This is a genomic window from Pseudonocardia phyllosphaerae (genome assembly GCF_046546475.1).
Lineage (GTDB): Bacteria > Actinomycetota > Actinomycetes > Mycobacteriales > Pseudonocardiaceae > Pseudonocardia > Pseudonocardia phyllosphaerae.
The window spans coordinates 59,832-85,871 of sequence record NZ_JBKGXS010000008.1 but is presented as its reverse complement, the minus strand read 5'-3'; the positions used below and the strand labels follow the sequence as shown (position 1 = coordinate 85,871).

22 protein-coding genes and 2 pseudogenes are annotated in these 26,040 nt (G+C 72.7%); 14 read left to right on the top strand and 10 right to left on the bottom strand.

Going from position 1 to position 26,040, the window contains the following annotated elements; all coding sequences use genetic code 11:
- Window positions 1-102: 102 nt before the first annotated feature.
- Genes ACLE50_RS16990 through ACLE50_RS16975 form a run of 4 tightly spaced genes read right to left on the bottom strand, consistent with a single transcriptional unit; the run spans window position 103 to window position 5,135 of the window.
- Window positions 103-1,179, bottom strand: a complete 1,077-nt coding sequence (locus ACLE50_RS16990) for a FecCD family ABC transporter permease (RefSeq protein ID WP_410944543.1) — start codon at window positions 1,177-1,179, stop codon at window positions 103-105.
- Window positions 1,176-2,219: a FecCD family ABC transporter permease gene (locus ACLE50_RS16985; protein ID WP_410944542.1), complete on the bottom strand. Its 1,044-nt coding sequence runs from the start codon at window positions 2,217-2,219 to the stop codon at window positions 1,176-1,178. Before ACLE50_RS16985 ends, ACLE50_RS16990 begins: the two co-directional genes overlap by 4 nt.
- The gene (locus ACLE50_RS16980; protein ID WP_410944541.1) at window positions 2,216-3,232 is read right to left on the bottom strand and encodes an ABC transporter substrate-binding protein; all 1,017 of its coding nucleotides are present in this window, start codon (window positions 3,230-3,232) and stop codon (window positions 2,216-2,218) included. Before ACLE50_RS16980 ends, ACLE50_RS16985 begins: the two co-directional genes overlap by 4 nt.
- A 37-nt stretch (window positions 3,233-3,269) precedes the next feature.
- Complete coding sequence (locus tag ACLE50_RS16975; protein WP_410944540.1) at window positions 3,270-5,135, bottom strand: SIP domain-containing protein; 1,866 nt, start codon at window positions 5,133-5,135, stop codon at window positions 3,270-3,272.
- A gap of 209 nt (window positions 5,136-5,344) precedes the next feature.
- Between ACLE50_RS16975 and ACLE50_RS16970 the strand changes: the two genes are divergently transcribed.
- Complete coding sequence (locus ACLE50_RS16970; protein ID WP_410944539.1) at window positions 5,345-6,856, top strand: helix-turn-helix domain-containing protein; 1,512 nt, start codon at window positions 5,345-5,347, stop codon at window positions 6,854-6,856.
- A 65-nt stretch (window positions 6,857-6,921) separates the two neighbouring features.
- Here ACLE50_RS16970 and ACLE50_RS16965 read toward each other — a convergent pair whose 3' ends face one another.
- Both ACLE50_RS16965 and ACLE50_RS16960 read right to left on the bottom strand, forming a co-directional pair.
- A complete protein-coding gene (locus tag ACLE50_RS16965; RefSeq protein ID WP_410944538.1) occupies window positions 6,922-7,335 on the bottom strand; it encodes a PIN domain-containing protein in 414 nt (137 codons plus the stop codon).
- On the bottom strand, window positions 7,332-7,550 hold the full coding sequence (locus ACLE50_RS16960; RefSeq protein ID WP_410944537.1) for a type II toxin-antitoxin system VapB family antitoxin: 219 nt from the start codon (window positions 7,548-7,550) through the stop codon (window positions 7,332-7,334). The genes ACLE50_RS16965 and ACLE50_RS16960 overlap by 4 nt, the downstream gene beginning before the upstream one ends.
- Before the next feature lie 147 nt (window positions 7,551-7,697).
- On the opposite strand from ACLE50_RS16960, the gene ACLE50_RS16955 reads away from it, so the two are divergent.
- From ACLE50_RS16955 to ACLE50_RS16945, 3 genes are all read left to right on the top strand, one after another.
- A complete protein-coding gene (locus tag ACLE50_RS16955) occupies window positions 7,698-8,747 on the top strand; it encodes a C40 family peptidase (RefSeq protein ID WP_410944536.1) in 1,050 nt (349 codons plus the stop codon).
- The gene (locus ACLE50_RS16950; RefSeq protein WP_410944535.1) at window positions 8,744-9,340 is read left to right on the top strand and encodes a GNAT family N-acetyltransferase; all 597 of its coding nucleotides are present in this window, start codon (window positions 8,744-8,746) and stop codon (window positions 9,338-9,340) included. Before ACLE50_RS16955 ends, ACLE50_RS16950 begins: the two co-directional genes overlap by 4 nt.
- 132 nt (window positions 9,341-9,472) lie before the next feature.
- The gene (locus ACLE50_RS16945; protein ID WP_410944534.1) at window positions 9,473-10,903 is read left to right on the top strand and encodes an acid phosphatase; all 1,431 of its coding nucleotides are present in this window, start codon (window positions 9,473-9,475) and stop codon (window positions 10,901-10,903) included.
- Between the two features lie 116 nt (window positions 10,904-11,019).
- Here ACLE50_RS16945 and ACLE50_RS16940 read toward each other — a convergent pair whose 3' ends face one another.
- Window positions 11,020-12,615: a dolichyl-phosphate-mannose--protein mannosyltransferase gene (locus ACLE50_RS16940; protein ID WP_410944533.1), complete on the bottom strand. Its 1,596-nt coding sequence runs from the start codon at window positions 12,613-12,615 to the stop codon at window positions 11,020-11,022.
- Between the two features lie 24 nt (window positions 12,616-12,639).
- Here ACLE50_RS16940 and rsmI point away from each other — a divergent pair, with 24 nt between their 5' ends.
- Window positions 12,640-13,506 (top strand): 16S rRNA (cytidine(1402)-2'-O)-methyltransferase, encoded by an 867-nt coding sequence (rsmI, locus tag ACLE50_RS16935; protein WP_410944532.1) that lies wholly within the window; start codon window positions 12,640-12,642, stop codon window positions 13,504-13,506.
- A 16-nt stretch (window positions 13,507-13,522) separates the two neighbouring features.
- On the opposite strand, the gene ACLE50_RS16930 is transcribed toward rsmI, so the two are convergent.
- The 3 genes from ACLE50_RS16930 to ACLE50_RS16920 are packed head-to-tail and all read right to left on the bottom strand — an operon-like array spanning window position 13,523 to window position 15,805.
- Window positions 13,523-14,707 carry a cation:proton antiporter gene (locus tag ACLE50_RS16930; protein WP_410944531.1) on the bottom strand — a complete coding sequence of 395 codons (1,185 nt, stop codon included), beginning with the start codon at window positions 14,705-14,707 and terminating at the stop codon, window positions 13,523-13,525.
- Window positions 14,708-14,724: 17 nt separating this feature from the next.
- Entirely contained in the window at window positions 14,725-15,207 is a 483-nt protein-coding gene (locus tag ACLE50_RS16925; protein ID WP_410944530.1) for a cation:proton antiporter regulatory subunit, read from the bottom strand.
- A gap of 31 nt (window positions 15,208-15,238) precedes the next feature.
- Window positions 15,239-15,805 carry a hypothetical protein gene (locus tag ACLE50_RS16920; protein WP_410944529.1) on the bottom strand — a complete coding sequence of 189 codons (567 nt, stop codon included), beginning with the start codon at window positions 15,803-15,805 and terminating at the stop codon, window positions 15,239-15,241.
- 123 nt (window positions 15,806-15,928) lie between these two features.
- On the opposite strand from ACLE50_RS16920, the gene metG reads away from it, so the two are divergent.
- From metG to ACLE50_RS16875, 9 genes and pseudogenes are all read left to right on the top strand, one after another.
- A complete protein-coding gene (gene metG, locus ACLE50_RS16915) occupies window positions 15,929-17,719 on the top strand; it encodes a methionine--tRNA ligase (protein ID WP_410944528.1) in 1,791 nt (596 codons plus the stop codon).
- Window positions 17,716-18,582 carry a TatD family hydrolase gene (locus tag ACLE50_RS16910; protein WP_410944527.1) on the top strand — a complete coding sequence of 289 codons (867 nt, stop codon included), beginning with the start codon at window positions 17,716-17,718 and terminating at the stop codon, window positions 18,580-18,582. The genes metG and ACLE50_RS16910 overlap by 4 nt, the downstream gene beginning before the upstream one ends.
- A gap of 267 nt (window positions 18,583-18,849) precedes the next feature.
- A pseudogene (locus ACLE50_RS16905) lies at window positions 18,850-19,422 on the top strand (G5 domain-containing protein); the annotation flags it as partial.
- Between the two features lie 156 nt (window positions 19,423-19,578).
- Window positions 19,579-19,842, top strand: a pseudogene (locus ACLE50_RS16900) (transglycosylase family protein); the annotation flags it as partial.
- A 43-nt stretch (window positions 19,843-19,885) separates the two neighbouring features.
- The gene (gene rsmA / locus ACLE50_RS16895) at window positions 19,886-20,764 is read left to right on the top strand and encodes a 16S rRNA (adenine(1518)-N(6)/adenine(1519)-N(6))-dimethyltransferase RsmA (RefSeq protein ID WP_410944526.1); all 879 of its coding nucleotides are present in this window, start codon (window positions 19,886-19,888) and stop codon (window positions 20,762-20,764) included.
- Window positions 20,765-20,995: 231 nt separating this feature from the next.
- Window positions 20,996-21,973 (top strand): 4-(cytidine 5'-diphospho)-2-C-methyl-D-erythritol kinase, encoded by a 978-nt coding sequence (locus ACLE50_RS16890; protein ID WP_410944525.1) that lies wholly within the window; start codon window positions 20,996-20,998, stop codon window positions 21,971-21,973.
- Between the two features lie 26 nt (window positions 21,974-21,999).
- A complete protein-coding gene (locus tag ACLE50_RS16885; protein ID WP_410944524.1) occupies window positions 22,000-23,802 on the top strand; it encodes an ABC-F family ATP-binding cassette domain-containing protein in 1,803 nt (600 codons plus the stop codon).
- A gap of 398 nt (window positions 23,803-24,200) precedes the next feature.
- Complete coding sequence (locus ACLE50_RS16880) at window positions 24,201-25,199, top strand: ATP-binding cassette domain-containing protein (RefSeq protein ID WP_410944523.1); 999 nt, start codon at window positions 24,201-24,203, stop codon at window positions 25,197-25,199.
- Complete coding sequence (locus tag ACLE50_RS16875; protein ID WP_410944522.1) at window positions 25,199-26,029, top strand: ABC transporter permease; 831 nt, start codon at window positions 25,199-25,201, stop codon at window positions 26,027-26,029. Before ACLE50_RS16880 ends, ACLE50_RS16875 begins: the two co-directional genes overlap by 1 nt.
- Window positions 26,030-26,040 lie beyond the last annotated feature (11 nt).

Sequence of the window (26,040 nt, the reverse complement as noted above, 5' to 3'; positions counted from 1 at the left end):
GGTCGGCGAGCGGCCGTCCACCGCGCGAGGCAGGGCCGAGCTTCCCGCTCGTCGTCGCCGATCGTTGCCTTCTCGGCGCGCCGGGGCCTCGACCTGGTGGTGTCAGGCACGGCGGCGCACCTCCCGGACGATCAGCCACACCAGGTATCCGCCTCCCGCGACGACCGTGACCACACCGACGGGCACGGCGACCGGCAGCAGACGCTGCGCGGTCACGTCGGCGCCGGCGAGCAGGAGGGCTCCGGTGAGAGCGGCCGGCAGGATCGTGACTCCGGGCGCGCGGGTGAGGCGCCGGCCGATCTGCGGGGCCGCCAGCGCGACGAAGGCGATCGGCCCGGCGGCTGCCGTGACCGTCGCGGTCAGGGCCACGCCGAGCACGACGACAGCCAGCCGGACGGGTTCTGTCCGCACGCCGGTGGCCCGGGCGGCATCGTCACCGAGCTCGAGCTGCCGTGACGCGGGCATCAGCCCCAGCAGCCCCACCAGCAGCACGACGACGACGCCGCTGCCGACCGCGGCCTGCTCCCATGTGGTGCCGTTCAGCGAGCCGGCACCCCAGACGGCCGCCGACAGGGCGACCTCGAGCTTCGCGGTGAACATCAGCCAGGTGTTGAACGACCCCAGCACGGCACTGACCCCGATGCCGATGACGATGAGCCGGAATCCCTGGACCCCGCCGCGCCACGCCAGCACGTACACGGCCGCGGCCGTCGCGATCCCGCCGAGCAGGGCCCCGCCCGCGACCTGGAGGAAGGAGCCGCCGACGAGGATGATGACCACCAGCGCGCCGGTGAACGAGCCGGCGGAGAAGCCGATGATGTCCGGGCTGGCGAGCGGATTGCGGGTCAGCGACTGGAACACCGCACCCGATGCGCCCAGTGCCGCACCGAACACGGCGGCGGCGAGTACTCGTGGCAACCGCCACTCGACCACGACCTGGCGCGCGAAGCCGACCGCGGGGTCGTCGATCAGCGCACCCCACACCTCGGCCACGGTGACCGGGTACTTCCCGAGCGTCACCGCCCACACCGACACCGCCACCGTGAGCACGACGAGGACGGCGCAGACGATCATCGATCGCAGCGGCCACCGCAGCGCGAACCAGCGACGACGCCGTATCACCACGGTCCCGTGACCGAAGTCCACCCGACGCGGAGCCTGCTCGACCGTCCCGCTCACAGCCCGCTCGCCTTCTTCCTCCGCACGAGCAGGATCAGGACGGGGGCGCCGACGAACGCGGTGACGACCCCGACGGGGAACTCGCCGTCACCGGGACCGAGGACGCGACCGAGGACGTCGGCGGTGAGCACCAGCGACGGCGCCAGGACGAGCGCGTAGGCGAGGATCCACCGCTGGTCAGGGCCGACGATCCAGCGGGCGACGTGCGGAACCATCAGCCCGACGAACCCGATGGGCCCGGCGATCGCCGTCGCGCCGCCGGCGAGCAACGTCACCGCGAGGACGACGACGATCCGGGTACGGGTGATGTTCGCGCCGAGCGACCGGGCGAGGTCGTCGCCGAGGGCCACCGCGTTCAACGCGGAGGCCGCGACGACCGCCAGCAGCAGCCCGAGGACGAGGAAGGGCAGCACCGGCAGCAGCGCGTCCCAGCCCCGGCCGGCCACGCTGCCGGCGTTCCAGTTCCGCATCCGGTCGAACGCCCGCACGTCGATCAGCACCATCGCGGTGACGAGGCCGCCGAGCACCGCACCGAACGCGACACCGGCGAGGACGAGCTGCACGGGGTCGGCCCCGCCGCGCCCGGCCGAGCCGATCAGATACACCGCCACCGTCACCACGAGGGCGCCGGCGAAGGCGAACCACACGTATCCGCTGATGGAGGTGATCCCGAACACCGTGATGCCGACGGCCACGAAGAACGCCGCCCCGGCGTTCACGCCGAGAACGCCCGGGTCGGCAAGAGGGTTGCGGGTCAGGGCCTGGACCAGCACGCCCGCCACTCCGAGTGCGACACCGACCGCCGACGTGACGGCGGTACGGGGGATGCGCAGGTCCCAGATCACGTAGGCGTCCGCGCGCCCGGTGTCGTCGCCGAGGGCGTCGAGCACCGTGGCCGGCGGGATGTTCTTCGACCCGACCGCGATGCTCAGGAGCAGCAGGAGACCGAGACAGCCGAGGCAGGCGAGGACCCCGGTGAGCCGGCGGGGATGCGTCGCGGCGACCGGCGTGCGCGCGAACTGGTTCGGCAGACGTGTCATCTTCCGGTGTTCAGCGTGGACTTCTCCAGGTCCGGGACGACCTTGCCCAGCAGCCACGGAATGCTCGCCGGCCCGATCGCGGTCGTCGCCGAGGGCGAGATCCCCAGCGGTTCGAGGAAGAGCATCGTCCGGTTCCTGACCGCAGGCAGATCGGCGTAGCGCGGGTCGCTCTGGAGCTTCTTGTAGTCGCCGTCGACGCTGCCGGCGAGGACGACGTCGGCCCGGATCTTGTCGCGGTTCTCCGCGGAGATGGACTTCCCCCGGTCGGGAAGCACCGGCATGTTGGACGCGGGCTTCAGACCGAGCTTCGTGGCGAAGAGGCCCATCTCGGGGAAGGGTGCGACGCTGCCGTCGGGGCTGACGAATCCGGCGAAGAACGTCTTTCCCTGCAGTTTGGCGAGGCGCTTGCGGGCGTCGGCGAACTCGGCCTCGCCCTTGGCGATCAGCTGCTGCGCCTCCTGAGGCTTGCCCGTGATCGCGCCCATGTCGGTCACGGCCTTCGTCCACGTCTCGGGGTTGTCGTCCGCGTAGAGCGGGGCGATCTGCGAGAGCTGCTGGCGGGTGCCGTCCTTGAGGTCGCCGAGCGTCGAGAGGATGATCAGGTCCGGCTTGAGGGCGCCGATGGCCTCCACGTCGGGATCGGAGGAACCCTCGCCGGACGACGTCGCGAGGCCGGGCTCGAACTTCCCGTACTGCCCCTTGAGCCACGGGTAGTACTGGAGGCTCGTCTTCTCGTCCTGGTACGAGCCGAAGAACGCGGGTGGCTCGCCCAGGGAGGCCAGTACGTCGACGAAGCGCGCGTCTCCCATGACGACGACCTTCTCGGGCTTCTTCTGCAGCGTGATCTCACCGAGGTCACTGGTCACGGTGACGGGGAAGCCCGGTGCCGAGCCGCCCGGTGCGGCGGCGGAGTCACGGTCGCCGTTGCCACCGCAGCCGGCGAGGACGAGTGCGGCGCTCAGGAGCGCGGCGGTGAGGATCGCGGTGCGCCGTCTCGGGCGTGTCGTGAGCATGTGCGTTCGTTCTTCTCTCATCTGTCGTACGACGGGGTCAGCGGATGTCGGCCGGTGCGAGTTCGTGGACGCTGGTGTCCCAGCCGACGGTGTGTGCGGCCTTCCGGGTGAGGCCCGCGGCGGTGATGACGGCGTGGAGCTCGGCGTCGGTCCGGACGCCGGAGCCGTGGACGGTGAGGGCGAGCAGGTCCTCCTCGCCGTCGTGCTCGTCGAGGTCGTCGAGGTCGAAGGTCTCCTCGATCAGCAGCACCCGGCCGTGGGGGAGGAGGTTCTCGGTGGCTCGGCGCAGGGCGTGTGCGGCGTCGGCGTCGGGCAGGGACGCGAAGGCCCGGCTGATCAACACGGCGTCCGCGGCGGGACCGGGCTCGAAGACGGACTGTTCGGCCACCGACACCCGGGCACGCTGTGCCTCGTCGGGGATGGTGGCGGGCAGATCGCGGCGCAGCCAGTCCGCCTGCGCCGGCAGGGCGCAGATCGTGATCCGCAGGTCCGGACGGGTGCCGACGAACTCGCCGGCCAGCGCACCCGCACCGTCGGAGTGGATCACCAGGTGCTCGACGTCGTTGAGGATCCCGGATTCGGCGATCGGCACGGCCAGCGCGGGCGCGAACTCGGCCCGGCGCTCCAGGTTGCGGTCCTCGTAGTCCTGCTCGGCGCGCACCTCGCCGTACGTCCGGCCCGTGACGGCGGCGTAGGCGGCCCGGCCGGTGCGGATCGACGCGGTGAGCCCGTGGATGCCGAGCATCTCCCGTCCCACCACCCCGGCGGGGTGCAGGGAGTCGGCCATGTGATCGAGGGTCAGGACCTCGCCCACCGGCGCCAGGCGGTAGTGGCCCGGCTCGGTCATGGTCAGCACGTCCAGGCTGTGCAGGTAGCGCAGCAGCTTCCCCAGCGCCCGCTCGTCGGCACCCGCTCCGGCCGCGAGGTCGGCTACACCGGTGACGCCGCGGGAGATCAGTTCCGGGATGCCCAGCTCGACCGCGGTGCGGATCGCGGTCGGCGCGACCAGCTCGGTCAGTTCATGGAGCCTCTCGAACGGTGTGGTCGACCTCTCCGGGTCGGGCACCGCCCCGTCGGACTCCAGGGCCACGACCTCGCTGCGGCGCCAGTACCCGGTGAAATCGATGTCCTCCTTGGGCATCCCGCGGACCTCGACCAGGTGCCGGCGCAGGTCCCGGACGGCGGTGCGCTCGCCGGCGACCCAGGCGAACGGGCGACCGTCCCACCAGCGGGCGTCCCGGACCGCGTCGACCAGGTGGGTGGTCGTTCCCGCCTCGGCGCCGTCACGGATCAGCCAGGTCACCTCGACGCCGGGCAGTTCCCGCAGCGCCGGCCGGTGGGCGTCCTCGGCGATCTCGATGAACACCTGCGCCCGCGCCTCCTCGTGCAGCTCGTCGAGCAGGCGGCCGATCGCGGGGATCGTCGTGTCGTCGCCGGCCACGAGCAACCAGCCCGCGCCGGCCGGGAACGACTTCGAGCTGCCGGGGCCGGTGATGTGGATGCGGTCACCCGGCCGGGCCCGGTGAGCCCAGGTGGTGCCGACACCGATGCCGTGCTCGACGAAGTCGACGTCCAGCTCGCCGATCTCGGCGTTCCACCGGCGGACCGTGTACTCCCGCGACAGCGGGCGCGGATTCCTCGGCGTGCTCAGGCCCTTCTCCTGCTGCACCGGCAGCACCGGAGCGTCCTGGCCCGGGTAACAGAACAGCAGGCTGATGTCGTCGTCGAAGCCCGGCGAGTCGAACGCCGGCTGTGGGAAGCCGTTCGCCGAGGTGAACGCCTGCAGCTGCCTGCCGGACAGGGTGACGCGCCGCATCCCCGGCGTCAGATCCGTGACCCGGACGACCTCGACCTCGCGCAGGGTCAGCGGGTGCACGGTGAGCCGGCGCGAGGTCTTCGGCATGCAGGGGAGCCCTTCTCGGTCGTCTCGGGGATCGCGTCTCGGGGGTCGGCAGGGAGCCGACGCTAAGATTAGGCGGCCCTTACCCCGGGTGGGTACGTAGATCGTCATATGGTTAGGAGATGGACCGCGCGTCTCCGCTACCGGCGTCGACGGGCGGCCCGCCGCCGATCCCCGCGGCACACCGGGGACGACTGGGGTACCCCGGTCAGGTGCTCGTCTGGGTCCGCACCGGGCGGGCGCGAGTGCTCATCGACGACGCGGAGTTCCGGCTCGCCGCAGGGGAAGGTGTCTGGGTTCCGGAGGGGGACCCGTACCGCTACGAGATCTTCACCGATCCGGGCACCGTCGCGTTCCCGCTCTACCCGCACGCCGGCGTCGCCGCCGGGATCCTCGCCGAGCCGACCCGCTTCGAGGTTCCCGACGACTGGCAGGACTGGCTGATCCAGCACTTCAACCTGCAGTCCACTCCGTTCAGTGCTCGCGGGTACCCCGACGACGGGATCTCGGACCTGCTTCGCCGCTCCGGCCCACCGGCGCCCCGGATCGCAGCAGGCCGCGAGGCCGACCCGTCCGAACTACGGGGTCCGCCCAGGACCCCGAAGTCGTCCGGGGCGAGGGCGGTGGCCCAGGAGCTCCTCCGCAATCCCGCACTCGACTTCACCGTGCGGGACTGGGCAGCCCGGGTCTCCTCCAGCCCGAGCAGCCTGCTGCGCGACTTCGTCTCCGACACCGGGCTCACCTTCGAGCAGTGGAGGCTGCACTGCCGGCTGGCTGTGGCGGTGGAGCTGCTGGCCGCGGGACATGAGGTCGATCAGGCCGCCGCACGGGTCGGCTTCGGCAGCCGCGGTGGCTTCCGGCGCGCGTTCCAGCAGCAGTTCGGAGTGACTCCGTACCAACTCGCCAGGGAGCTCGCTGCCCGCTCGGCCTCCGGCGGCCCCGCCCGGTCCGCGAGCGCAGCACGCCAGACCAGCAGCTTCTCCCGCCTGGCACGGGGAGGCGGCGGCACGGGTGCCGCACCGGATCTTCTGCCCGCGACCCACACGCCGCCACATGCCAACGACTTCCATGTGCTCAGCTGGATCTGTCGCGGAAGCGGATACCTGGACATCGGCGACCGGCGCTACGAGCGACGACGCGGGGTCGCGACCTGGATCCCGGCCGGCGTCGAGCACGTCACCGGTCTGCGGGAGAACTCCGTCTCGTTGCCGCTGAGCGACGCCGGCGTCGTCGACCTCACCCTCACCGAGCCGTTGCAGGTGCAGTTCTCACCGGCCTGGGACGACTACCTGATGTTCTGCTCGGTCAGCGCCCGATCCCACCTCCGCCCGGACGGCTACGACTCCCGGCGCATCCTCGACCTGTTCGTCGAGCAGGTGGCGGCACGGCGTGCCCTGTCGGTGCCGATGCCCACCGACGCGGGGGCGCGGGAGGCGGCGATGGACTACCTGCGCCGCATCGGAACCGGCTCGGAGCCGACGACCTTCGACGTACCACCCGGTGTCCACCGGGCCTTCCGTGAGCAGACCGGCATGTCGTTCGCCCGGTGGCGCTATGCCACCCGGATGCGTATCGCCCGCGACCTGCTCGCCGGTGGGGCCAAGCCCAGCGCCGTGGCGCGCCGCGTCGGCTACGCCCACCTGCCGACGTTCAGCGCCGCCTTCTCCCGCTTCCACGGCCTCTCGCCCCGCGAGTACCAGGAACGCGAGACCGAGAGCGGTTGACCATCGACATGGAGCGTTGCCGTCCTGCCGCGACGCCGGCCGGGGGGCGCCCGCGCGCCCGGGCATCACGACGACGGCGCGACGTACTCGTGTCTCAGGTCCGTGACCCGCGCGATGTGGCCGAAGTCGTGATCCGCGGCGAGGACGGTGGCGTCGTTGACGATGGCGTAACCGGCGATCAGGATGTCGGTCGCTCCGGCAGCTCTCACCAGGCCGGCGTTCCACAGTGCGCTCTGGATGTCGAGCACGAGGGACTCGTCGGGAGCGCGCTCCAGCGGGAACCCGAGCGACATCTGCTCGTAGAGGTGCGCGTGTTCCTCAGGGGATCGCGCACTGTGACAGAACTCCAGCACCTGGGGCGGACACGTGACGAACAGATCGGCCGGCGCACGTTCGATGCGTCGCAGGCGTGCGCCGACGACCGGATCGCCGGACGCCAGCCGTGCCCACACCGAGTTGTCGACCAGGTAGTCGGTCACGCCTGAGGCGGCTCGTCCGGGGAGATGACGGGGGCGCCGAGCTCGGCCTCCAGGCCGCTCAGCCCGGCGATCCCGTCGATCATGGCCCCCTTCTGCTTCGCCGCGATGAGCCGGCGCAGTGCGAGATCGAGAACTGCTCGGTTCGACCGCTCGCCCGTGAGTTCTCGCGCCCGTTCGATCAGCTTCGGGTCCAGGTCGACGCTGGTGACCGCCACGCTTCCTCCTCGGATCCTTATATCGACAACTATATAGACGCCGGGGAGGCGTGGCCAGGCGCATCGTCGAGCGGGCAGCGAACAGTCTCGTACCGGACATCCGCGACATGCCCCCCGATGCGGGCCTTCCTCGCCTACTGTGATCCCGTGCTGCGCACCGTGATCCGTAGATCAGCTGTGTCCATCGGCGTCCTCGCACTCCTGGGAACGCTCAGCCCCGCGGCCTCGGCCGCCCCGACCGCACCCACGGCCGGACCGCCGACGGAGTACGTCTCCGTCGCGGTGGCCACCGTCTGGACCGAACCCACCAGCCCGCGCCCGGTCGACAAGCCGGCCCTGGAGAACCCCGTCCGGTCCGACGACTGGCTGCGGGACATGACCCTGGCCGACGAGGAGAACCTCACCAACGACGGCCTCACCCAGACCCAGGCCGTCTACGGCGCCCCCGTGCGGGTGCTGGAGAAGAAGGGTGACTGGAGCCGCGTCGCCGTCGAGAACCAGCCCAACGCCGACGAGCCGCTCGGCTACCCGGGCTGGATCCCCAGCCGCCAGCTCACCACCGACGCGCCGTTCCAGGCGAACCTGCACCGCGGGCCGCTCGCCGTGGTCACCGCCGCTCCCCGGGCCTGGCTCTACGCCGACCCCGACCTGACGAAGCGCAGGATCCAGATCCCCTACAACACGAAACTCCCGGTGCTCGGGCAGCGCGGCAAGACCGTGCAGGTCCTGACGCCGGGCGACCGGCCGGCCTGGCTGCGCGCCGCCGACGTCGACGTCCGCAAGCCGGACCAGAAGCTCCCGACCCCGACCGGGGCCCAGCTCGTCGCCGAGGGCAAGAAGTTCCTCGGCGTGGACTACGTCTGGGCCGGGCGGTCCGGATTCGCGTTCGACTGCTCCGGCTACACCGGCACCCTCTACGAGGCCGCGGGCATCCTGCTGCCGCGTGACTCCGGCCCGCAGGCGAACAGCCCGCTCGCCCGCCCGGTCGACAAGAAGGACCTGAAGCCCGGTGACCTGATCTTCTACGCCCACGACGGCGGCAAGGGGAAGATCCACCACGTCGGCATGTACGCCGGCGACGGCAAGATGCTCGAGGCCAAGAACGCGGGCATCCCGGTCCGCCTGACCCCGGCGCGGCTCGACCCCGCCCGCGACGGCTACTGGGGCGCCCGCCGCTACCTGCCCGGAAACGGATGACGGTCGAGATCCGCAGGTCGCGGGCTGCAGACGTCGGCGGCATCGCCGACGTCTGCACCCGCGGCTACCGGGCCACCTACCGCGGCCTGCTGCCCGACGAGCACATCGAGCGCACCATCCGTGACTTCTACGGCGAGGACCGCATCGCCGGGGAGATCGACCCGGCTCCGCCGCACTGGCTCGGCTACGTCGTCGCGGTGGAGCCCGGGGCCGGGGTGCCGGGGGAGCGGGTCGTCGGGGCGGCCGGTGGTGCCGTCACCGGGGACGCCACCGGCGAGCTGTACGTGCTCTACCTCGACCCCGACCGGCGCGGCGAGGGCATCGGCACCCGGCTGCTCGACCACGTCACCGGGCAGCTGCTGGAGCACGGCGCCACCGGGATGTGGGTCAGTGTGACCGAGGGCAACGAGCTGGGGCTGCCGTTCTACCGGGCCCGCGGGTTCATCGAGGCCGGCCGCCGTCCCGCCTACACCGAACCGGACACCGAACCGGACATGCAGTCGCACAACGGATCCGATGTTCCCCACTCCGTCCGCATGTATCGCCCGATCGGACGATCAAGATCGTCGATGATTCCGGAGTGCAACGACTGATGGCCGCACTCCGGTCGCGTCGACGTCATCTCGTGTTGGGTGCGCCGACGAACGACGTTCCTACGGTGATCGCGTTTCTCCCCGACCTCCAGAGAGGAGCGCCGTCCCCCTGACGGAGGACGGCGAGTACCCATGCGTCCTTCACGTTTCCGCACCGCGGGGCTCGCGGTTCTCGCAGGCACCCTGCTGCTCGGCACCCCCGCGGTGGGCATGGCCGCCACCGCCGACTACCCCTCCGACGAGGCCAAGCCCGACATCGTCCGCGTGGACGAGGGCTACGAGCGCTTCTGGGTCTCCGACGGCAAGAACGACCTGCACGGCACGGTCAAGGACCCGAAGACGCTCGCCCGGGACGACTCGCTGATCGTGTGGATCAACAACCACGCCACGCCGGAGCAGCAGCGCCGCGCGATGCAGGACTCGGAGTACCAGAACAAGACCAACACGAGCTACGACCAGTCGATCACCATCGGCGAGGCGCTCGGCTCGAAGCTCGGCCCGCTCTACGTCCAGGGCCGCCAGGACGGATCGCTCCCGCTCACCACCGCCCTGATCAACTCCTCGGACGGCACCACCGGCGCCTACGTCGACACCGGGGACGCCAAGAAGCGCTACTCCCACCCGCGTCCGTTCCTGCCGGCCGACCCGAAGGCCGCGCCGAAGCCGGGTGACGAGCCCGCGTGCGCGCCGGAGAAGGTCAACGCGTCGTCGCTGGCCTCCGAGCGGGCAGGCAAGCCCTACGCCGACGCGTCGGGCACCCTGAACATCAAGCGGGTGCCGGACTTCACCGACAGCTCGAAGAAGTACTCGCCGAACGACGTCGACCTCTCGGCCCAGTACGGCAAGAAGAGCCTGTGCACCGGCGGCTCGTACCCCAGCGGGCACACCACCACGGCGTACCAGGCCGGTATCACCCTGGCCACGCTCGTCCCGGAGCTCGCGCCGGAGCTGCTGACCCGCGCCTCCGAGGCCGGCAACAACCGGATCGTGCTCGGTGTGCACTACCCGCTCGACATCATGGGCGGCCGGATGAACGGTGAGGCCGCGCTGGCCGCGCGCTGGTCGGACGCGAAGTTCCGCGAGGAGAAGCTGGAGCCGGCCCGCAAGGAGCTCGTCGGCTACCTGGAGAAGAAGTGCGGCGGGAAGCTCGCCGCCTGCATCGCCCAGGGCAAGGGCTACAGCGACAACCCCTACGGCGGCAAGGCGCTGCCCGGCGGCTCCCCGCAGATCGTCACCGACCGCGCCAGCGCGGTGAAGGTCTACAAGGAGCGCATGACCTACGGCTTCGAGCAGGTCGAGAACGGCGGCCAGAAGCCGTCCGTCCCGGCCGGCGCGGAGAACCTGCTGCTCACCACGTTCCCGACGCTGAACGACGCGCAGCGCACCTCGGTGCTGGCCCAGACCGAGATCGACTCGGGCTACCCGCTCGACCAGACCGGCACCGCCGGTGGCTCCTGGCAGCGGCTGAACCTGGCCGCCGCCACCAGCGCCGTGGTCAAGGTGCAGCCGGACGGCTCGGTGAAGGTCGTCAAGACCGGCGGCAAGGCCTGCGTGATCAAGTAACCCGGTTCGCCGCGAGGGGCACGCCCCTCCGTCCGCCCCGAGGGGCACCCTCGTTCCCACCGATGGTGACGAGGGTGCCCCTCGGGGCATCGGTGTCTCGGGGGCCGGTAGCACCGTCAGCGCCAGGACGGCAGCCACAGCTCGGCCTGCCAGTGCGCCGGGGTGATCGAGTCCCCGACCAGGATCGGCCACAGCCACACGAAGTTGACCAGGATCAGCGCGATCCACGCCGACACCACCAGCAGCCCGGCCCGGCGCCACCGCTCGGAGCGGCCGGGCCGGCCGAGCAGGTGCCCCATGACCAGGACCGTCGCCAGCGCCAGGAACGGCGCCGTCGGCATCATGTAGAAGTAGTACATCTGCCGGTCGAGGTTGAGGAACCACGGCAGGAACCCGGCCGCGTAGCCGGTGAGCACCGCCGCCCAGCGCCAGTCCGCGCGGGTCACCGACCGCCAGATCCCCCAGCCCAGCACCGGGATCGACGGCCACCACAGCGCCGGCGTCCCGATCAGCATGACCGCCGAGACACACGACGGCTCGCCGCAGCCCGACGCCTTGTCCGACCAGCGGTAGAGCATGGGGCGCAGGCCCATCGGCCACGTCCACGGCTTGGACTCCCACGGGTGCTTCCCGGCGCTCTGCGTGGTCAGTCCTTCGTGGAAGTCCAGGACGCGTGCGTGGTAGTACCAGAGCGAGCGCAGGCTGTCCGGCACCCAGGAGAACAGGCCGCCGGTGCCGATCTCGCGTCCGACGACGTGCCGGTCGATGCCGGTCTCGCTACCGAACCAGGCCCACCAGCAGCCCAGGTAGGTCAGGACCGGGACCACGGCCAGCGCCCAGATCCCGGGCAGCACGTCGCGGGCGATCGTGCCCGTCCACGGCCGGGCCACCCCGGCCCGGCGCCGCACCGAGACGTCCCACAGCACGCAGAGCAGGCCGAAGGCGACGACGTAGTAGACGCCGTTCCACTTCACCCCGCCGGCCAGGCCGATGCACAGCCCCGCGACGAGCCGCCACCAGCGCACCCCCCAGCGGGGTCCGAACTCGTGGTCGGCGACCCGGCCCTCGGCGACGACCCGGGCCATCCGGGCCCGGATGTCGTCGCGGTCGCAGAGCAGGGCGGCGAAGGCGGCCATCACGAACAGCGAGCCGAACGCGTCGAGCATCCCCATCCGGGACTGCACGTGGGAGAGCCCGTCGGCGGTCAGCAGGATCCCGGCGAGCCCGCCGAGCGCGGTGGACCGGGTGAGCCGGCGTCCAGCCCGGACCAGCAGCAGCACGGTGAGGACCCCGGCCAGCGCGGCGGCGATCCGCCAGCCGAAGCCGTCGTAGCCGAAGACGTTCTCGCCGAGCGCGATGAGCTGCTTGCCCAGCGGCGGGTGGACGATCTTCTCGTAGCCCGGGTCGTTCTCGACACCGCCGTTGCGCACCATCTCCCACGCCTGCGGGACGTAGTGCTTCTCGTCGAACACCGGAGTGCCGCGGTCGGTCGGCTCACCCAGGTGCACCAGCCGCAGCACGGCCGCGACCAGGGTGACCGCGACGGTGACGGCCCAGCCGCGCAACCGGTCCGACGGCGGGGGAGCCCCGAGCCGGTCGGCGGGGCCGGGCCGGTCCGGGAGCAGCGGGGGCGGCGTGCCGACCGGGGTCAGTCCCGGTTCGCCGCCGCTGCCGGCCACCCGGCTGCCGGAGACAGCAGTGCCTGGGGCCATGCCCCCGATCGTAGGGTGGACCCCGTGGCTCCCGCTCCCGACTCCGGCGTTCTCGTGCTCGCGGCGACCCCGCTCGGCGACCCCCGCGACGCGTCGCCGCGGCTGCGCGACCTGATCGCGACCGCCGACGTCATCGCCGCCGAGGACACCCGCCGGTTCCGCACGCTCGCGCACGCCCTCGGTGTGACCTACACCGGCAAGGTGGTCAGCCACTACGACGCCGTCGAGACCGCGCGGCTGCCCGGCCTGCTCACCACGGTGCGCGAGGGAGGCACCGTCCTGGTCGTCTCCGACGCAGGCATGCCCGCGGTCTCCGACCCCGGCTACCGGCTCGTCGCCGCGGCGGCGGAGGAGGGGCTGCCGGTCACCTGCGCGCCCGGCCCGTCCGCGGTGACCACGGCGCTGGTGCTGTCCGGGCTGCCGTGCGAGCGGTTCTGCTTCGACGGGTTCGCCCCGCGCCGGTCCGCCGAACGCCGCCGCTGGCTGGAGTCGCTGCACGACGAGCGCCGCGCGGTGGTGTTCTTCGAGTCGCCCCGGCGGACCGCGGACCTGCTCACCGACGCCGTCGACGTGCTCGGCGCGGACCGGCCCGCCGCGGTGTGCCGGGAGCTGACCAAGACCCACGAGCAGGTCGTGCGCGGCACGCTCGGCGAGGTCACGCAGTGGGCGACGGGCACCGAGGTGCTCGGCGAGGTCACGGTGGTGCTGGCCGGGGCGGAGCCGGGCGCGGCGCCGCCGGTGGAGTCACTGGTCGACGCCGTCCGCGAGCGCACCGACGACGGCGAACGCCTCAAGGACGCCGTCGCCGCCGTCGCCGAGGCGACCGGTGTGGCGAAGCGCGAGCTCTACAACGCCGCCCTCGCCGCCCGGGACCGAGCCGCCCGGGACTGAGCCCTGCCGCGGCACCTCACACGTTGACCGGCTCCCGCGGCTTGCGTGCCGGCAGCAGCCGTACGGCAGGCTCGACGTAGCGTGCCGCGACCGGGCCGAGCACCGCCATGATCAGCACGTACGCCGTGGCCAGGGCGGACAGCTCCGCAGGCACCCCCGGGTGGCCGACCGCGAGCCCGGCGATGACGATCGAGAACTCGCCGCGCGCGACGAGCGCGGCGCCGGTGCGGGCCCGGCCCATCCGCCCGATCCCGGCCCGTTTCGCGGCCCACCAGCCGGTGGCGACCTTGGTGAGCGTCGTCGAGACGGCCAGGACCAGCGCCCAGCCGATCACCGGCGGGATGGCCTTCGGGTCGGTCGTCAGGCCGAAGACCAGGAAGAACACCGCCGCGAACAGGTCGCGCAGCGGCTCGAGGAGCTTGGTGGCGTTCTCCGCCGTCGACCCGGACACCGCGATGCCCAGCAGGAACGCGCCGATCGCCGCCGAGACCTGCATGGCCTGCGCGAACCCGGCGATCAGCAGCGCGGCGCCGAGGATCTTGAGCAGGAAGACCTCGCGGTCGTCGGAGTCGACGAGCGCGGAGACGTAGCGGCCGTAGCGCAGCGCCACGAGCAGCACGACGGCGATCACCGCGACCGAGATGCCGACCGCGCTCAGCCCGCCCAGCAGCGTCACGCCGAGCAGCAGCGCGGTGAGGATCGGCAGGTAGAGGGCCATCACCAGGTCCTCGAACACCAGCACCGAGAGGATCACCGGGGTCTCGCGGTTACCGAGGCGTCCGAGGTCGGACAGCACCTTCGCGACGATGCCCGACGACGAGATGTAGGTGACCCCGCCCAGCACCATCGCCCCGACCACGCCCCAGCCGAGGATCAGCGCGACGGCGACGCCGGGCGCGGAGTTGAGGACCGCGTCGACGATGCCCGCCGCCCACGAGCGTCTCAGCCCGGTGACGAGCTCGGCCGCGGAGTACTCCAGCCCGAGCAGCAGGAGCAGCAGGATGACGCCGACCTCACCGGCCAGCGAGGTGAAGTCGCCGATGTCGCCGAGCGGGATCAGTCCGCCGGAGCCGAAGGCGAGCCCGCCGAGCAGGTACAGCGGGATCGGGGACAGCCCGATCCGCTGGGCGAGCCGCCCGAGCAGGCCGAGGCCGAAGAAGACGGCGCCCAGCTCGAGCAGTTCGAGTGCGACGTGGTCCACCGGTACGGTTCCCGGGCTCAGCCGCGGGCGAGGACGTCGGCGGCCTGCTCCAGCTTCTCGGCGACGCCGACGGCGATCACGATGTCCCCGCCGGCCAGCACGAAGTCCGGGGTGGGGGAGGGGTGCACCTGCCCGGCGCGCATCACCGCGACGACCGAGACCTGGGTCCGGGTGCGCAGCGCGGTGTCGCCGAGCGGGCGGCCGTCGAACGGGCTGTTGTGCTTGATCGGGAGCTTGCGGGTGGTGATGCCCGGCAGCTCCGCCTGCTCGTCGTTGAGCTGGTTGACCAGCTGTGGTGCGCCGAGGAGGTTCGCGAGCGCCCCGGCCTCCTCGGTGGTCAGCGGCAGCTCGGCGACGCAGGCGTCCGGGTCGTCGCTCCGGGAGAGGATCAGCTCGATCTTGCCGTCCCGGTGGGTGATGACCCCGATCCTGCGGCCGGCGCGCAGCTCGATCTCCTTGCGCACCCCGATCCCGGGGAGCGGCGTCACGTCGACGTTCACGGCTCGACGGTACGCCTCGCGGGCGCCCGCATCAGCGCGCGGTCACGCACGCCTCCATCAGCCGGGCACCCTGCTCGATCACCTGCTCGCGGGTGACCGGGCTCTGCGGATCGAGCCAGGCCAGGACCATCTCCGCCAGCCCACCGGTGACGAAGTGCCCGGCCACGCGCAGCTCGTCGGGCCCGATCTCCGGGTCCAGCGGGCGGGCCGCGACGACATCGGCGAAACCGCGGTTCGCGCTGCGGCGGCGGGCGACGAGCTCGGGGCAGCCGACGGCGTCGGACACCACCACGGCGCGGCGCGGGTCCTGGCCGATGTTGTCGACCATTGCGGTGGTCATCGCCCGGAAGCGGACCATCGGCGGGGCGTCGGCGGTCTCGGCGGCGGCCGCCAGCATGGCCGCGGCGCGCTCGTCGACCACGGTGTCGAAGACCTCGCAGGCCAGGTCGGCGGCGGTGGGGAACTCCTCGGCGGCGGAGGCGGGCAGTCCCGCGGCCGCCGCGGCGGCGCGGGGGTCGACGGCGACCCAGCCGCCGTCGGCCCACTGCTGGAGAGCCGCGTCCAGGAGTGCCTCGCGGTCCCGTTCGGCACGGTCCATGCGCGCATCATGGCAGTACCCGGCCCGGAATCGGCCCGGCTCACCCGAGATCCACACCGGATCCACACCGTCGGTGACGTGCCGCCGACGAACTCACTGGCTGCGACGAATAGGCTGGTGGGCATGAGCAATGCCGTGCTGACCGCCGTGGCGTGGCCCTACGCCAACGGTCCCCGGCACATCGGCCACGTCTCCGGCTTCGGTGTGCCCTCCGACGTGTTCGCCCGTTTCCGTCGGATGTCCGGGGACCGGGTGCTGATGGTCAGCGGCACCGACGAGCACGGCACGCCGATCCAGGTGCAGGCCGACGCCGAGGGCCTGACCCCGCGTCAGCTGGCGGACAAGTACAACGACGTGATCGTCGACGACCTGCAGGGTCTCGGCCTGAGCTACGACCTGTTCACCCGCACCACGACGACCAACCACTACGACGTCGTGCAGCAGATGTTCACGTCGCTGTACAAGAACGGCTACGTCGTCCCGAAGGTGCAGCTCGGCGCGATCAGCCCGTCGACCGGGCGCACCCTGCCCGACCGCTACATCGAGGGCACCTGCCCGATCTGCGGTTACGACGGCGCCCGCGGCGACCAGTGCGACAACTGCGGCAACCAGCTGGACCCGGCCGACCTGAAGAACCCGGTCTCCCGGATCAACGGGGAGACGCCGAAGTTCGTCGAGACCGAGCACTTCTTCCTCGACCTGCCCGCGTTCTCCGAGGCGCTCGGGTCGTGGCTGTCCACGCGTACCGACTGGCGCCCCAACGTGCTGAAGTTCTCCGCGAACCTGGTGGAGAACCTGAAGCCGCGGGCGATCACGCGTGACCTGGAGTGGGGTGTGCCGGTCCCGCTCGACAGCTGGTCGGCCAACCCGCTCAAGAAGATCTACGTCTGGTTCGACGCCGTCATCGGCTACCTCTCGGCGTCGGTCGAGTGGGCGCGCCGCGGCCCGGACCCGGACGCCTGGAAGCAGTGGTGGACCGACCCGTCCGCCCAGGCGTACTACTTCATGGGCAAGGACAACATCACCTTCCACTCGGTGATGTGGCCGGCGATCCTGCTGGGGCAGAACGGCCAGGGCGACCGCGGTGGTGAGCCAGGGCCCTACGGCCTGCTCGACCTGCCCAGCGAGGTCGTGTCCTCGGAGTACCTGAAGATGAGCGGCTCGAAGTTCTCCAGCAGCCGCGGCAACGTCATCTACGTCGGGGACTTCCTGCGCGAGTTCGGCGCGGACGCGCTGCGCTACCACGTGGCCGTCGCCGGGCCGGAGAACACCGACGTCGACTTCACCTGGGACGAGTTCACCCGCCGGGTCAACTTCGAGCTGGCCAACGAGTGGGGCAACCTGGTCAACCGCTCGATCTCGATGGCGCACAAGAACGTCGGGGCGATCCCGACGCCGTCCGCGCCGGTCCAGGCCGACCACGACCTGCTCGCGTACTCGAAGGCCGGGTTCGACACCGTCGGCGAGCTGCTGGGCCGCAACCGGATCAAGCAGGCCGCCACCGAGGCGATGCGGGTGGTCACCGCGGCCAACCGCTACCTGTCCGACCAGGAGCCGTGGAAGCGCAAGGACGACCCGGAGCGCCGGGACACGATCCTGCACACCGCGCTGCAGGTCGTCCAGGACGCGAACACGCTGCTCACACCGTTCCTGCCGCACTCGGCGCAGAAGGTGCACGAGGCGCTGGGCGGCACCGGCGTGTGGGCGGCGCAGCCGGAGCGCAAGGAGGTCGCCGACCTCGGCGACGGGCCCGCGTACCCGGTCCTGACCGGGGACTACGACGCCGAGCAGGCGCACTGGGGCTCCACACCGATCGAGGTGGGCCGTCCGCTGGCCAAGCCGTCGCCGATCTTCTCCAAGCTCCCGCCGGAGCTCGCGGAGACGGGCCCGGAGTGGGCCCCGGTCCAGTCGTGAGCACCGGCTCGGAGACCACCGAGCAGGGCTCGGGCGCGCACGGCCGGCGTCCCCGGCCGGAGCCGCCCGAGCCGCTCGCGGCACCGACGGTCGACAGCCACACCCACCTCGACGCGTGCGGCTGCGAGACCGGCGCCGACGTCACCGCGGCGATGGACCGGGCGCAGGCAGTCGGCGTCGTCGGGGCGGTCACGATCGCCGACGACCTCACCGCGGCCCGCTGGGCGGTCGGTGCGGCGCACGCCGACCCGCGGGTGTGGGCGGCCGTCGCGCTGCACCCGACCCGTACGGCGTCGGTGAGCGATGCCGACCTGGCCGAGATCGAGCGCCTGGCCGCCGACGACCGGGTCGTCGCGGTCGGCGAGACCGGCCTGGACTACTACTGGGACGCCTCGCCGCCCGCGGCGCAGCAGGACGCGTTCCGCTGGCACATCGGGCTCGCCAAGCGCACCGGCAAACCGCTGATGATCCACGACCGGGACGCCCACGACGACGTCCTGCGGATCCTGCGCGAGGAGGGCCCGCCGGAGCAGGTCGTGTTCCACTGCTTCTCCGGCGACGCGGCCATGGCCCGCGAGTGCGTCGACGCCGGCTACGTGCTGTCCTTCGCCGGGCCGGTCACGTTCAAGCGCAACGACGAGCTGCGCGCGGCCGCGGAGCTGGTGCCCGCCGACCAGTTCCTCGTCGAGACCGACGCCCCGTTCCTCACCCCGCACCCGCACCGCGGGCGGGCCAACGAGCCCTACGTCCTGCCCTGGACCGTCCGTGGCATCGCGGCGACACGCGGGCAGGACGAGGGAATCGTCGCCGAGGCGGCCCGTCGGAACGCCGAGCGGGTATTCGGGTTGAGCACGACCGGCTGAGGCCGTCGACCCGACCGTCCGTCTCGTGACCGGTCACTCACCGTTGCGGTGATGCCGTTCGCCGCCAGGGGTGGGTCAGGTGGTTTTCGCCGCATCACGGTCCGCTAACGTCCGTGCCCGTACCGCCGGGATGGGGACGCTCCCCCGGCCCGCGGTGACGACGACCGGTCCGCTCCCCAGCAAGGTTCCGCTCCCCGGTACCGCGCCGGTCGTCGTCACCGCCGGACCTGTTCCCCTGGCCCGGAATGACGAGTTCCCCGGGAAGTCATGTTCGAGCGCACTGTCCGTGTGTCGCGGGACGACGTGTCCGCCGCCTCCGCCCCGCCCGCCGGCCTCGGGCAGGGCATCGAGCGGGACGGTCGGCACCGCGCCCCGAAGGGCCGGGCCGGCGCCCGGACCGCCGCGGCCGCCGCGCTGTTCTCGCTGCCGACCGGCGCCGTCGCCGCCGCCGTGCTGACCCCGGCGGCCGAGGGGCCGGCCGAGGACCTGCGTGCCGACCTGGCGTCGAACGCCACGGACCTCGGTGCCGCCTCGATGACGCTGAGCCACGCCACTCCGGCGCTGGCCCCGGTCTCGTCCGCCCCCGCGACCGGTGCCGCGATCGCCGACGCGCAGGCCACGCACGCCGCGCAGATCGTCGAGACGAAGAAGCAGCCGGTCGCCGAGCGCGTCGTGCAGGACCCGACGGCCGAGCAGGGCTCGCGCACCGTCGTCTCCCCGGGCAAGGCGGGGGAGCGCAGCAGCATCTGGCGCGTCACCTACGACAAGGCAGGCAAGGAGCTCTCCCGCGAGCGCATCGCCGGCGGCCAGAGCACCGCCGGCAGCCCGCGCGTGGTCAAGGTCGGCACCAAGAAGGCCGAGACCGCCGAGAAGCAGGCCGCCCGCGACGACGAGCAGGTCTCGCAGGCCGGTGACGACAACTCGTCCTCGGAGTCCTCGTCGCAGTCCTCGTCGAAGTCCGCGGACTCCGGGTCCTCGAAGGCGAAGAAGTCGGCTCCGGCCGTCTCGAACGGCGCCACCTGGGACAAGCTCGCCGAGTGCGAGGCGGGCGGTGACTGGTCGACCAACTCCGGCAACGGCTACTACGGCGGTCTGCAGTTCGACAAGCAGACCTGGAACGCCTACGGCGGCGACCAGTTCGCGCCGCGCCCGGACCAGGCCTCGCGCGAGGAGCAGATCTCCGTCGCGAACAAGATCAAGGACGACCGTGGCGGCTACGGCGCGTGGCCCTCGTGCTCGTCCAAGGCCGGCCTGAGCTGATCCCGCCGGTACGCCCGCCGCGGGCGCTGCGGACAATGGTCGCGTGAGCGACCACGCGACCGCCCGGCTGCTGGGCGCGGCCGACGTCCGGGCACTGGCCGAACGACTCGGCCTGCGCCCCACGAAGAAACTCGGCCAGAACTTCGTGCACGACGCCAACACGGTCCGCCGGATCGTGAAGGCCGCCGGGGTCGGGCCGGACGACGTCGTCGTCGAGGTCGGGCCCGGGCTGGGCTCGCTCACCCTGGCGCTGCTGCCCGCCGCGGCGCGGGTGCACGCGGTGGAGATCGACCCGGCGCTGGCCGGGCTGCTGCCCGCGACCGTCGCCGAGCGCGCACCGGACCTGGCCGACCGGCTCACGGTCACCGGCGCCGACGCGCTGCGGGTCACCGCCGGCCGGCTCGCCGCCGACGCGGGCGAGGGGGCGGCCGAGCCGACCGCGATCGTCGCGAACCTGCCCTACAACGTCGGGGTCCCGGTGCTGCTGCACCTGCTCGCCGAGCTGCCCGGACTGGAGCGCGGCCTGGTGATGGTGCAGGCCGAGGTCGCCGACCGGCTCGCCGCCCGGCCGGGCACCAAGGAGTACGGCGCCCCCAGCGCCAAACTCGCCTGGTACGCCGACGCCCGCCGCGCCGGGCCGGTGCCGCGCGGGGTCTTCTGGCCGGTCCCCGGCGTCGACTCCGGGCTGCTCGCCTTCACCCGTCAGGACCCGCCTGCCGGGGCCGACCGGGCCGCGACGTTCGCCGTCGTCGAGGCGGCCTTCGCCCAGCGGCGCAAGGCGATGCGCGGTGCGCTGGCCGGCTGGGCCGGGTCCGCCGCGGCCGCGGAGACCGCGCTGCGGGCGGCCGGGATCGACCCGATGACCCGCGCCGAACGGCTCTCGATCGCGGAGTTCGCCGCGGTCGCGGCCGCCCGTCCCTGAGCCCGGTCCCGAGCCGGTCCGCGGGTGGTCGTGCGGCCGTGCAGACGGGCACCGGCCGGACCGGCGGTGTTGCTCCGTTCGCCAAGTACCTCAGCAGGTGAAGCATCCCGGCCCCCGGGAGCGTCTCCGGTGGCCGGTCCCGGGGCCAGGACCTGGGGCAACCGGGTGAGCCCGCCCACCGGACCCGGCGGGCGGCGGCGGAGCCGGGTCCGCGGCCCGTAGGGTTGAACGGTGCTGTCCGCCGTGCCGCGACCGGTCACCGTCCGGGTCCCCGCGAAGATCAACCTGCACCTCGCCGTCGGCGGGGTGCGGCCGGACGGCTTCCACGACCTGGTCACCGTCTTCCACGCGGTCAGCCTGTTCGACGAGGTGTCGGTCGAGCCTGCCGACGCCCCGGCGCTGGACGTGCACGGCGACGGCGTCGCCGAGGTGCCGATCGACGCGACGAACCTGGCCTGGCGTGCCGTCGAGCTGCTCGCCCGGCGCGCCGACCGCGAGCCCGACGTCCGGGTCACCCTGCGCAAGGGGATCCCGGTCGCCGGGGGCATGGCCGGCGGATCCGCCGACGCGGCGGGCGCACTGGTCGCGCTGTCGACGTTGTGGCGGATGGAGCTGGGGCGCGAGGAGCTGTCGGAGCTGGCCGCCGAGCTCGGCTCGGACGTCACGTTCGCGCTGCACGGCGGCACCGCGCTCGGCACCGGCCGCGGCGAGCAGATCGTCCCGGTGCTGGCCCGCAACCGGCTGCACTGGGTGATCGCGCTGGCCCGCGGTGGGCTGTCCACGCCCGCGGTGTTCGGCGAGCTCGACCGGCTGCGCGGCGACGCCGAACCGGAGCCGCGCCCCGTCGAGCCCGTCCTGGAGGCGCTCGCCTCCGGCGACCCGCGCCGGCTCGCGCTGAACCTGGGCAACGACATGCAGGCCGCGGCCGTGTCGATGGCCCCCGACCTGCGCCGTACCCTGCGCGCCGGGGTGAACGCCGGTGCCCTCGCCGGGCTCGTCTCCGGCTCCGGCCCCACCTGCGCGTTCCTCTGCGGCGGCCCGGACGAGGCCGTCGAGGTCGCCACCGAGCTGGCCGGCATGGGCGTCTGCCGCACCGTGCGCGTCGCGCAGGGCCCGGTCGGCGGCGCCCGCGTGGTCGACGACCACGAACCCCCGCCCGAACGAGGTGGCCCGTCGCCGTCCGGCTCGTGGCCACCGGCCCGCGCCTGACCCCCCCGGAAGTTGGAACCGAACCCGTGCCCGAGAACCTGCTGAACCTGGAGAACGTCACCGCGCACGTGCCCGGCGACGCCTCCCGCGTCCTGCTCGACGGCGTCTCGCTCGGCGTCGAGCGCGGCGACCGGATCGGCGTCGTCGGCCTGAACGGCGGCGGCAAGACCACCCTGCTCGACGTGATCACCGGCGAGCGCCCCGTCGACGGCGGACGGGTCAGCCGCGTCGGCGGCCTGCGGATGGCGCACCTGGCCCAGCGCGACCGCTTCCCGGCCGGCTCGACGATCCGCGACGTCGTCCTCGCCGACTACGACGCCGACCACGAGTGGGCCGCGGACCCGCGGGTCCGGGACATCCTGGACGGCCTCGGCATCACCGACGTCGAGCGTCCCACCGACGGGCTCTCCGGTGGCGAGAAGCGCCGGATCGCACTCGCCGCGACGCTGGTCGGGGACCTGGACCTCGTGGTCCTCGACGAGCCGACCAACCACCTGGACGTCGAGGGCATCGGCTGGCTGGCCGACCACCTGATCCGCCGCCGGGTCGCGCTGGTGGTCGTCACGCACGACCGCTGGTTCCTCGACACCGTGTGCTCGCGGACCTGGGAGGTCGCGAACGGCCGCGTCGAGTCCTACCTCGGTGGGTACGCCGACTGGGTCTACGCCCGCGCCGAGCGCTCCCGCCAGGCCGACGCCGCCGAGCAGCGCCGCCGCAACCTCGCCCGCAAGGAGCTGGCCTGGCTGCGTCGCGGCCCGCCCGCGCGGACGTCGAAGCCGCGCTACCGGATCGAGGCGGCCGAGGAGCTGATCGCCGACGTACCGGCGCCGCGCAACACCGTCGAGCTGATGCAGTTCGCGACCAACCGGCTCGGCCGCACCGTGCTGGAGCTGGAGGACGTGACGCTGCGCGTCGGCGACCGCACCCTGGTCGACGACGTGACCTGGCGGCTCGGCCCGGGGGACCGGGTCGGCATCGTCGGCGTCAACGGCTCGGGCAAGACGACGCTGCTCCGGGCGCTGTCCGGCGACCGCGAGCCCGACTCCGGGACCCGGATCCAGGGCTCCACGGTCAAGCTCGCCCAGCTTACCCAGGAGCTCGCCGACCTGCCCGCGGACATGCGCGTGCTGGAGGCGACCGAGGCCGTCGCCAAGTACGTGCGGTTCGGCAAGCAGGAGATGACCGCGTCGCAGGTGCTGGAGCGCCTCGGGTTCCCCGCGGCACGGCAGTGGACCCCGGTCGGGCGGCTGTCCGGCGGCGAGCGGCGGCGGTTGCAGCTGACCCGGCTGCTCATGTCCGAGCCGAACGTCCTGCTGCTCGACGAGCCGACGAACGACCTCGACGTCGACACCCTCACCGGCCTGGAGGACCTGCTCGACGGCTGGCCGGGCACCCTCGTGGTGATCAGCCACGACCGGTACCTCACCGAACGCGTCTGCGACCAGGTCTACGCCCTGTTCGGTGACGGGAACCTGACGCATCTGCCCGGGGGGATCGGCGAGTACCTGCAGCGCCGCGCCGCCGGCGGGACCGGACCGTCCGGTGCCGCGCCGACCGCGCCCCCGTCGGCCGCGGACTCGGCACCGGCCGCCTCGGCGCCGAAGCTCAGCGCCGCCGAGCAGCGGACCGCCCGCAAGGACGCCCAGCGTCTGGAACGGCGGATGGAGCAGCTGACCAAGCAGGAGGAGAAGCTCCACGCCCAGCTGGCCGAGGCCGCGACCGAACCGTCGCGGCTGGCGGATCTGGACAGGGAGCTCAAGGGCGTCGTCGCCGAGCGCGAGGCCGTCGAGGCCGAGTGGCTGGAGGCTGCTGAACGCGCCGAGGGATAACTCTCGGTTGCTGTTCGATTACGGTACGAAGTGATCTCCACCCTGGGGAGGAGACACCTCATCCGGATCTCGGTAGTTCGGCTGATCCGCTCGGCCTTGCGCCGCCGTAGCGTGGTCACTGCACGGCGGCCCGGGGGAGCGAGCGCCGTGCGGGGGGAAATCAGGCAGGGGCTGCCACCGGTCGGGGGGCCGGTGGCAGCCCCTGTTCCTCTGTGTCGACTTCCCTGTGCCGCGCTGACTCTCGGTGCCGGCCGGCTTCTCCACGCTGACCGGCTTCTCCGTGCCGGCCGATCCAGACGCAGAGTCCGACGCAGGCGGTGCGCCGCTGTCAGGCTCGTGCCAGCGCGGTGCCAGCGCGGTGCCCGCGCCGTGCCAGCGGCCGCGTCCACCGTTGCGGCATGCACACCACCGCACCCGCCATCGAGGTGGAGGGGCTCGTCCGTTCGTTCGGCGACGTCCACGCCGTCGACGGCATCTCCTTCACCGCCGACCGCGGACAGGTGCTCGGCCTGCTCGGCCCGAACGGCTCGGGCAAGACCACCACCGTCCGCATGCTCTCGACCCTGCTTCCGCCGACCGGCGGCCGCGCGAGCGTGCTCGGCGACGACGTCGTCGCCGACGCCGCCGGGGTCCGCCGCCGGATCGGGCTCACCGGCCAGTACGCCTCGGTCGACGAGGCGCTGACCGGCCGGGACAACCTCGTCCTCATCGGCCGCCTGCTCGACCTGCCCCGCCGCGAGGCCCGGGCCCGCGCGACCGAGCTGATCGACCGGTTCGGTCTCACCGAGGCCGCAGGTCGTCGTGCCGGCACCTACTCCGGCGGCATGCGCCGCCGCCTCGACCTCGCCGCCAGCCTCGTCGGGCGCCCCGAGGTGCTCTTCCTCGACGAGCCGACGACCGGGCTGGACCCGTTGCACCGCAACGAGGTCTGGGACTCCGTACGCCGGCTGGCCGAGGACGGCGTCACCGTTCTGCTCACCACCCAGTACCTGGAGGAGGCCGACCAGCTCGCGCACGACCTCGTCGTCCTGGACCGGGGGCGGATCATCGCCTCCGGCACCGCGGCCGAACTGAAGTCCCGCGCCGGTGGCCGCCGGCTGCACGTGCGGCCCGAGGTGGCCGCCGAGTCCGGGAACGTCGCCGCCGTCGTCGCGCGGGAGACAGGGGTCGAGCCGACCGTCGAGCCCTCCGGTGAGGTCACCGCACCGACGACCGGCACCACGGCGCTGCGCCGCGTCGAAGACCGGCTCGACGCCGACGGCGTCGTGATCGCCGAGATCGGCCTGCGGCTGCCCAGCCTCGACGACGTCTTCCTCTCCCTGACCGGCGCGACCGCGGAGAAGACCGCGACCGCCGACAGCACCGCGCCCGCCGCTCCCGCCGGAGGTTCCCGCTGATGACCACCACCCTCGACTCCCGCCCGCCGCGCACCGGCACACCGGCACCGTCGGCGTCGCCGGGCGTGCGGCTGCCCTCGGTGATCCGGCACAGCGCCGCACTGGCCCGCCGCGGCATCGTCAAGACCATCCACTCGTCGGAGGCGCTGATCGACATCACGCTGCAGCCGGTGATCTTCCTGCTGCTGTTCGTCTACGTGTTCGGCGGCGCGATCTCCGGCAACAGCGGCGACTACCTGAACTACGCGCTGCCCGGCGTACTGCTCCAGACGGTCGTGTTCGCCTCCGCGGGCACCGGCGTCGGGCTCGCCGAGGACCTGCAGACCGGGATCTTCGACCGGTTCCGCAGCCTGCCGATCTCCCGCGCCGCACCGCTGGTCGGCGCGATCGGCGCCGACCTGGTCCGCTACGTCACCTCCGGTGTGATCATGCTGGTGCTCGGGTTCGCCCTCGGCTACCGCACACCGGCCGGGCTGCTCGGGATCCTGGCCGCGTTCGGCCTGGTCGTGGCGTTCGCCTTCGCCCTGTGCTGGGTGTTCACCGCGCTGGCGATGGTCGTGAAGCAGCCCCGTTCGGTGCAGGGCCTGTCCGCGCTGATCATGCTGCCGCTGACGTTCGCCAGCTCGGTGTTCGTCCCGACGGCGACGATGCCCGGCTGGCTGCAGGCCTTCGCCGCGGTCAACCCGGTCTCCCGCAGCGCCGACGCCGTCCGCGCCCTGCTCGACGGCTCCCCGGCCGGGGCCGCCGCGTCGGTGTCCCTGCTGACCTCTGCTGTCGTCGTGGTGATCTTCGCGCCGCTGGCCGTGGCGCTGTACCGGCGCCGCACCTGAGCACCGCCACC

Excerpts from the sequence above, each read along its gene's own strand:
- ACLE50_RS16875 (WP_410944522.1), top strand. The coding sequence starts at position 25,199 with ATGACCACCACCCTCGACTCCCGCCCGCCGCGCACCGGCACACCGGCA.
- ACLE50_RS16880 (WP_410944523.1), top strand. The coding sequence starts at position 24,201 with ATGCACACCACCGCACCCGCCATCGAGGTGGAGGGGCTCGTCCGTTCG.
- ACLE50_RS16945 (WP_410944534.1), top strand. The coding sequence starts at position 9,473 with ATGCGTCCTTCACGTTTCCGCACCGCGGGGCTCGCGGTTCTCGCAGGC.
- ACLE50_RS16980 (WP_410944541.1), bottom strand. The coding sequence starts at position 3,232 with ATGCTCACGACACGCCCGAGACGGCGCACCGCGATCCTCACCGCCGCG.
- ACLE50_RS16940 (WP_410944533.1), bottom strand. The coding sequence starts at position 12,615 with ATGGCCCCAGGCACTGCTGTCTCCGGCAGCCGGGTGGCCGGCAGCGGC.
- ACLE50_RS16985 (WP_410944542.1), bottom strand. The coding sequence starts at position 2,219 with ATGACACGTCTGCCGAACCAGTTCGCGCGCACGCCGGTCGCCGCGACG.
- metG (WP_410944528.1), top strand. The coding sequence starts at position 15,929 with ATGAGCAATGCCGTGCTGACCGCCGTGGCGTGGCCCTACGCCAACGGT.
- ACLE50_RS16920 (WP_410944529.1), bottom strand. The coding sequence starts at position 15,805 with ATGGACCGTGCCGAACGGGACCGCGAGGCACTCCTGGACGCGGCTCTC.
- ACLE50_RS16975 (WP_410944540.1), bottom strand. The coding sequence starts at position 5,135 with ATGCCGAAGACCTCGCGCCGGCTCACCGTGCACCCGCTGACCCTGCGC.
- ACLE50_RS16950 (WP_410944535.1), top strand. The coding sequence starts at position 8,744 with ATGACGGTCGAGATCCGCAGGTCGCGGGCTGCAGACGTCGGCGGCATC.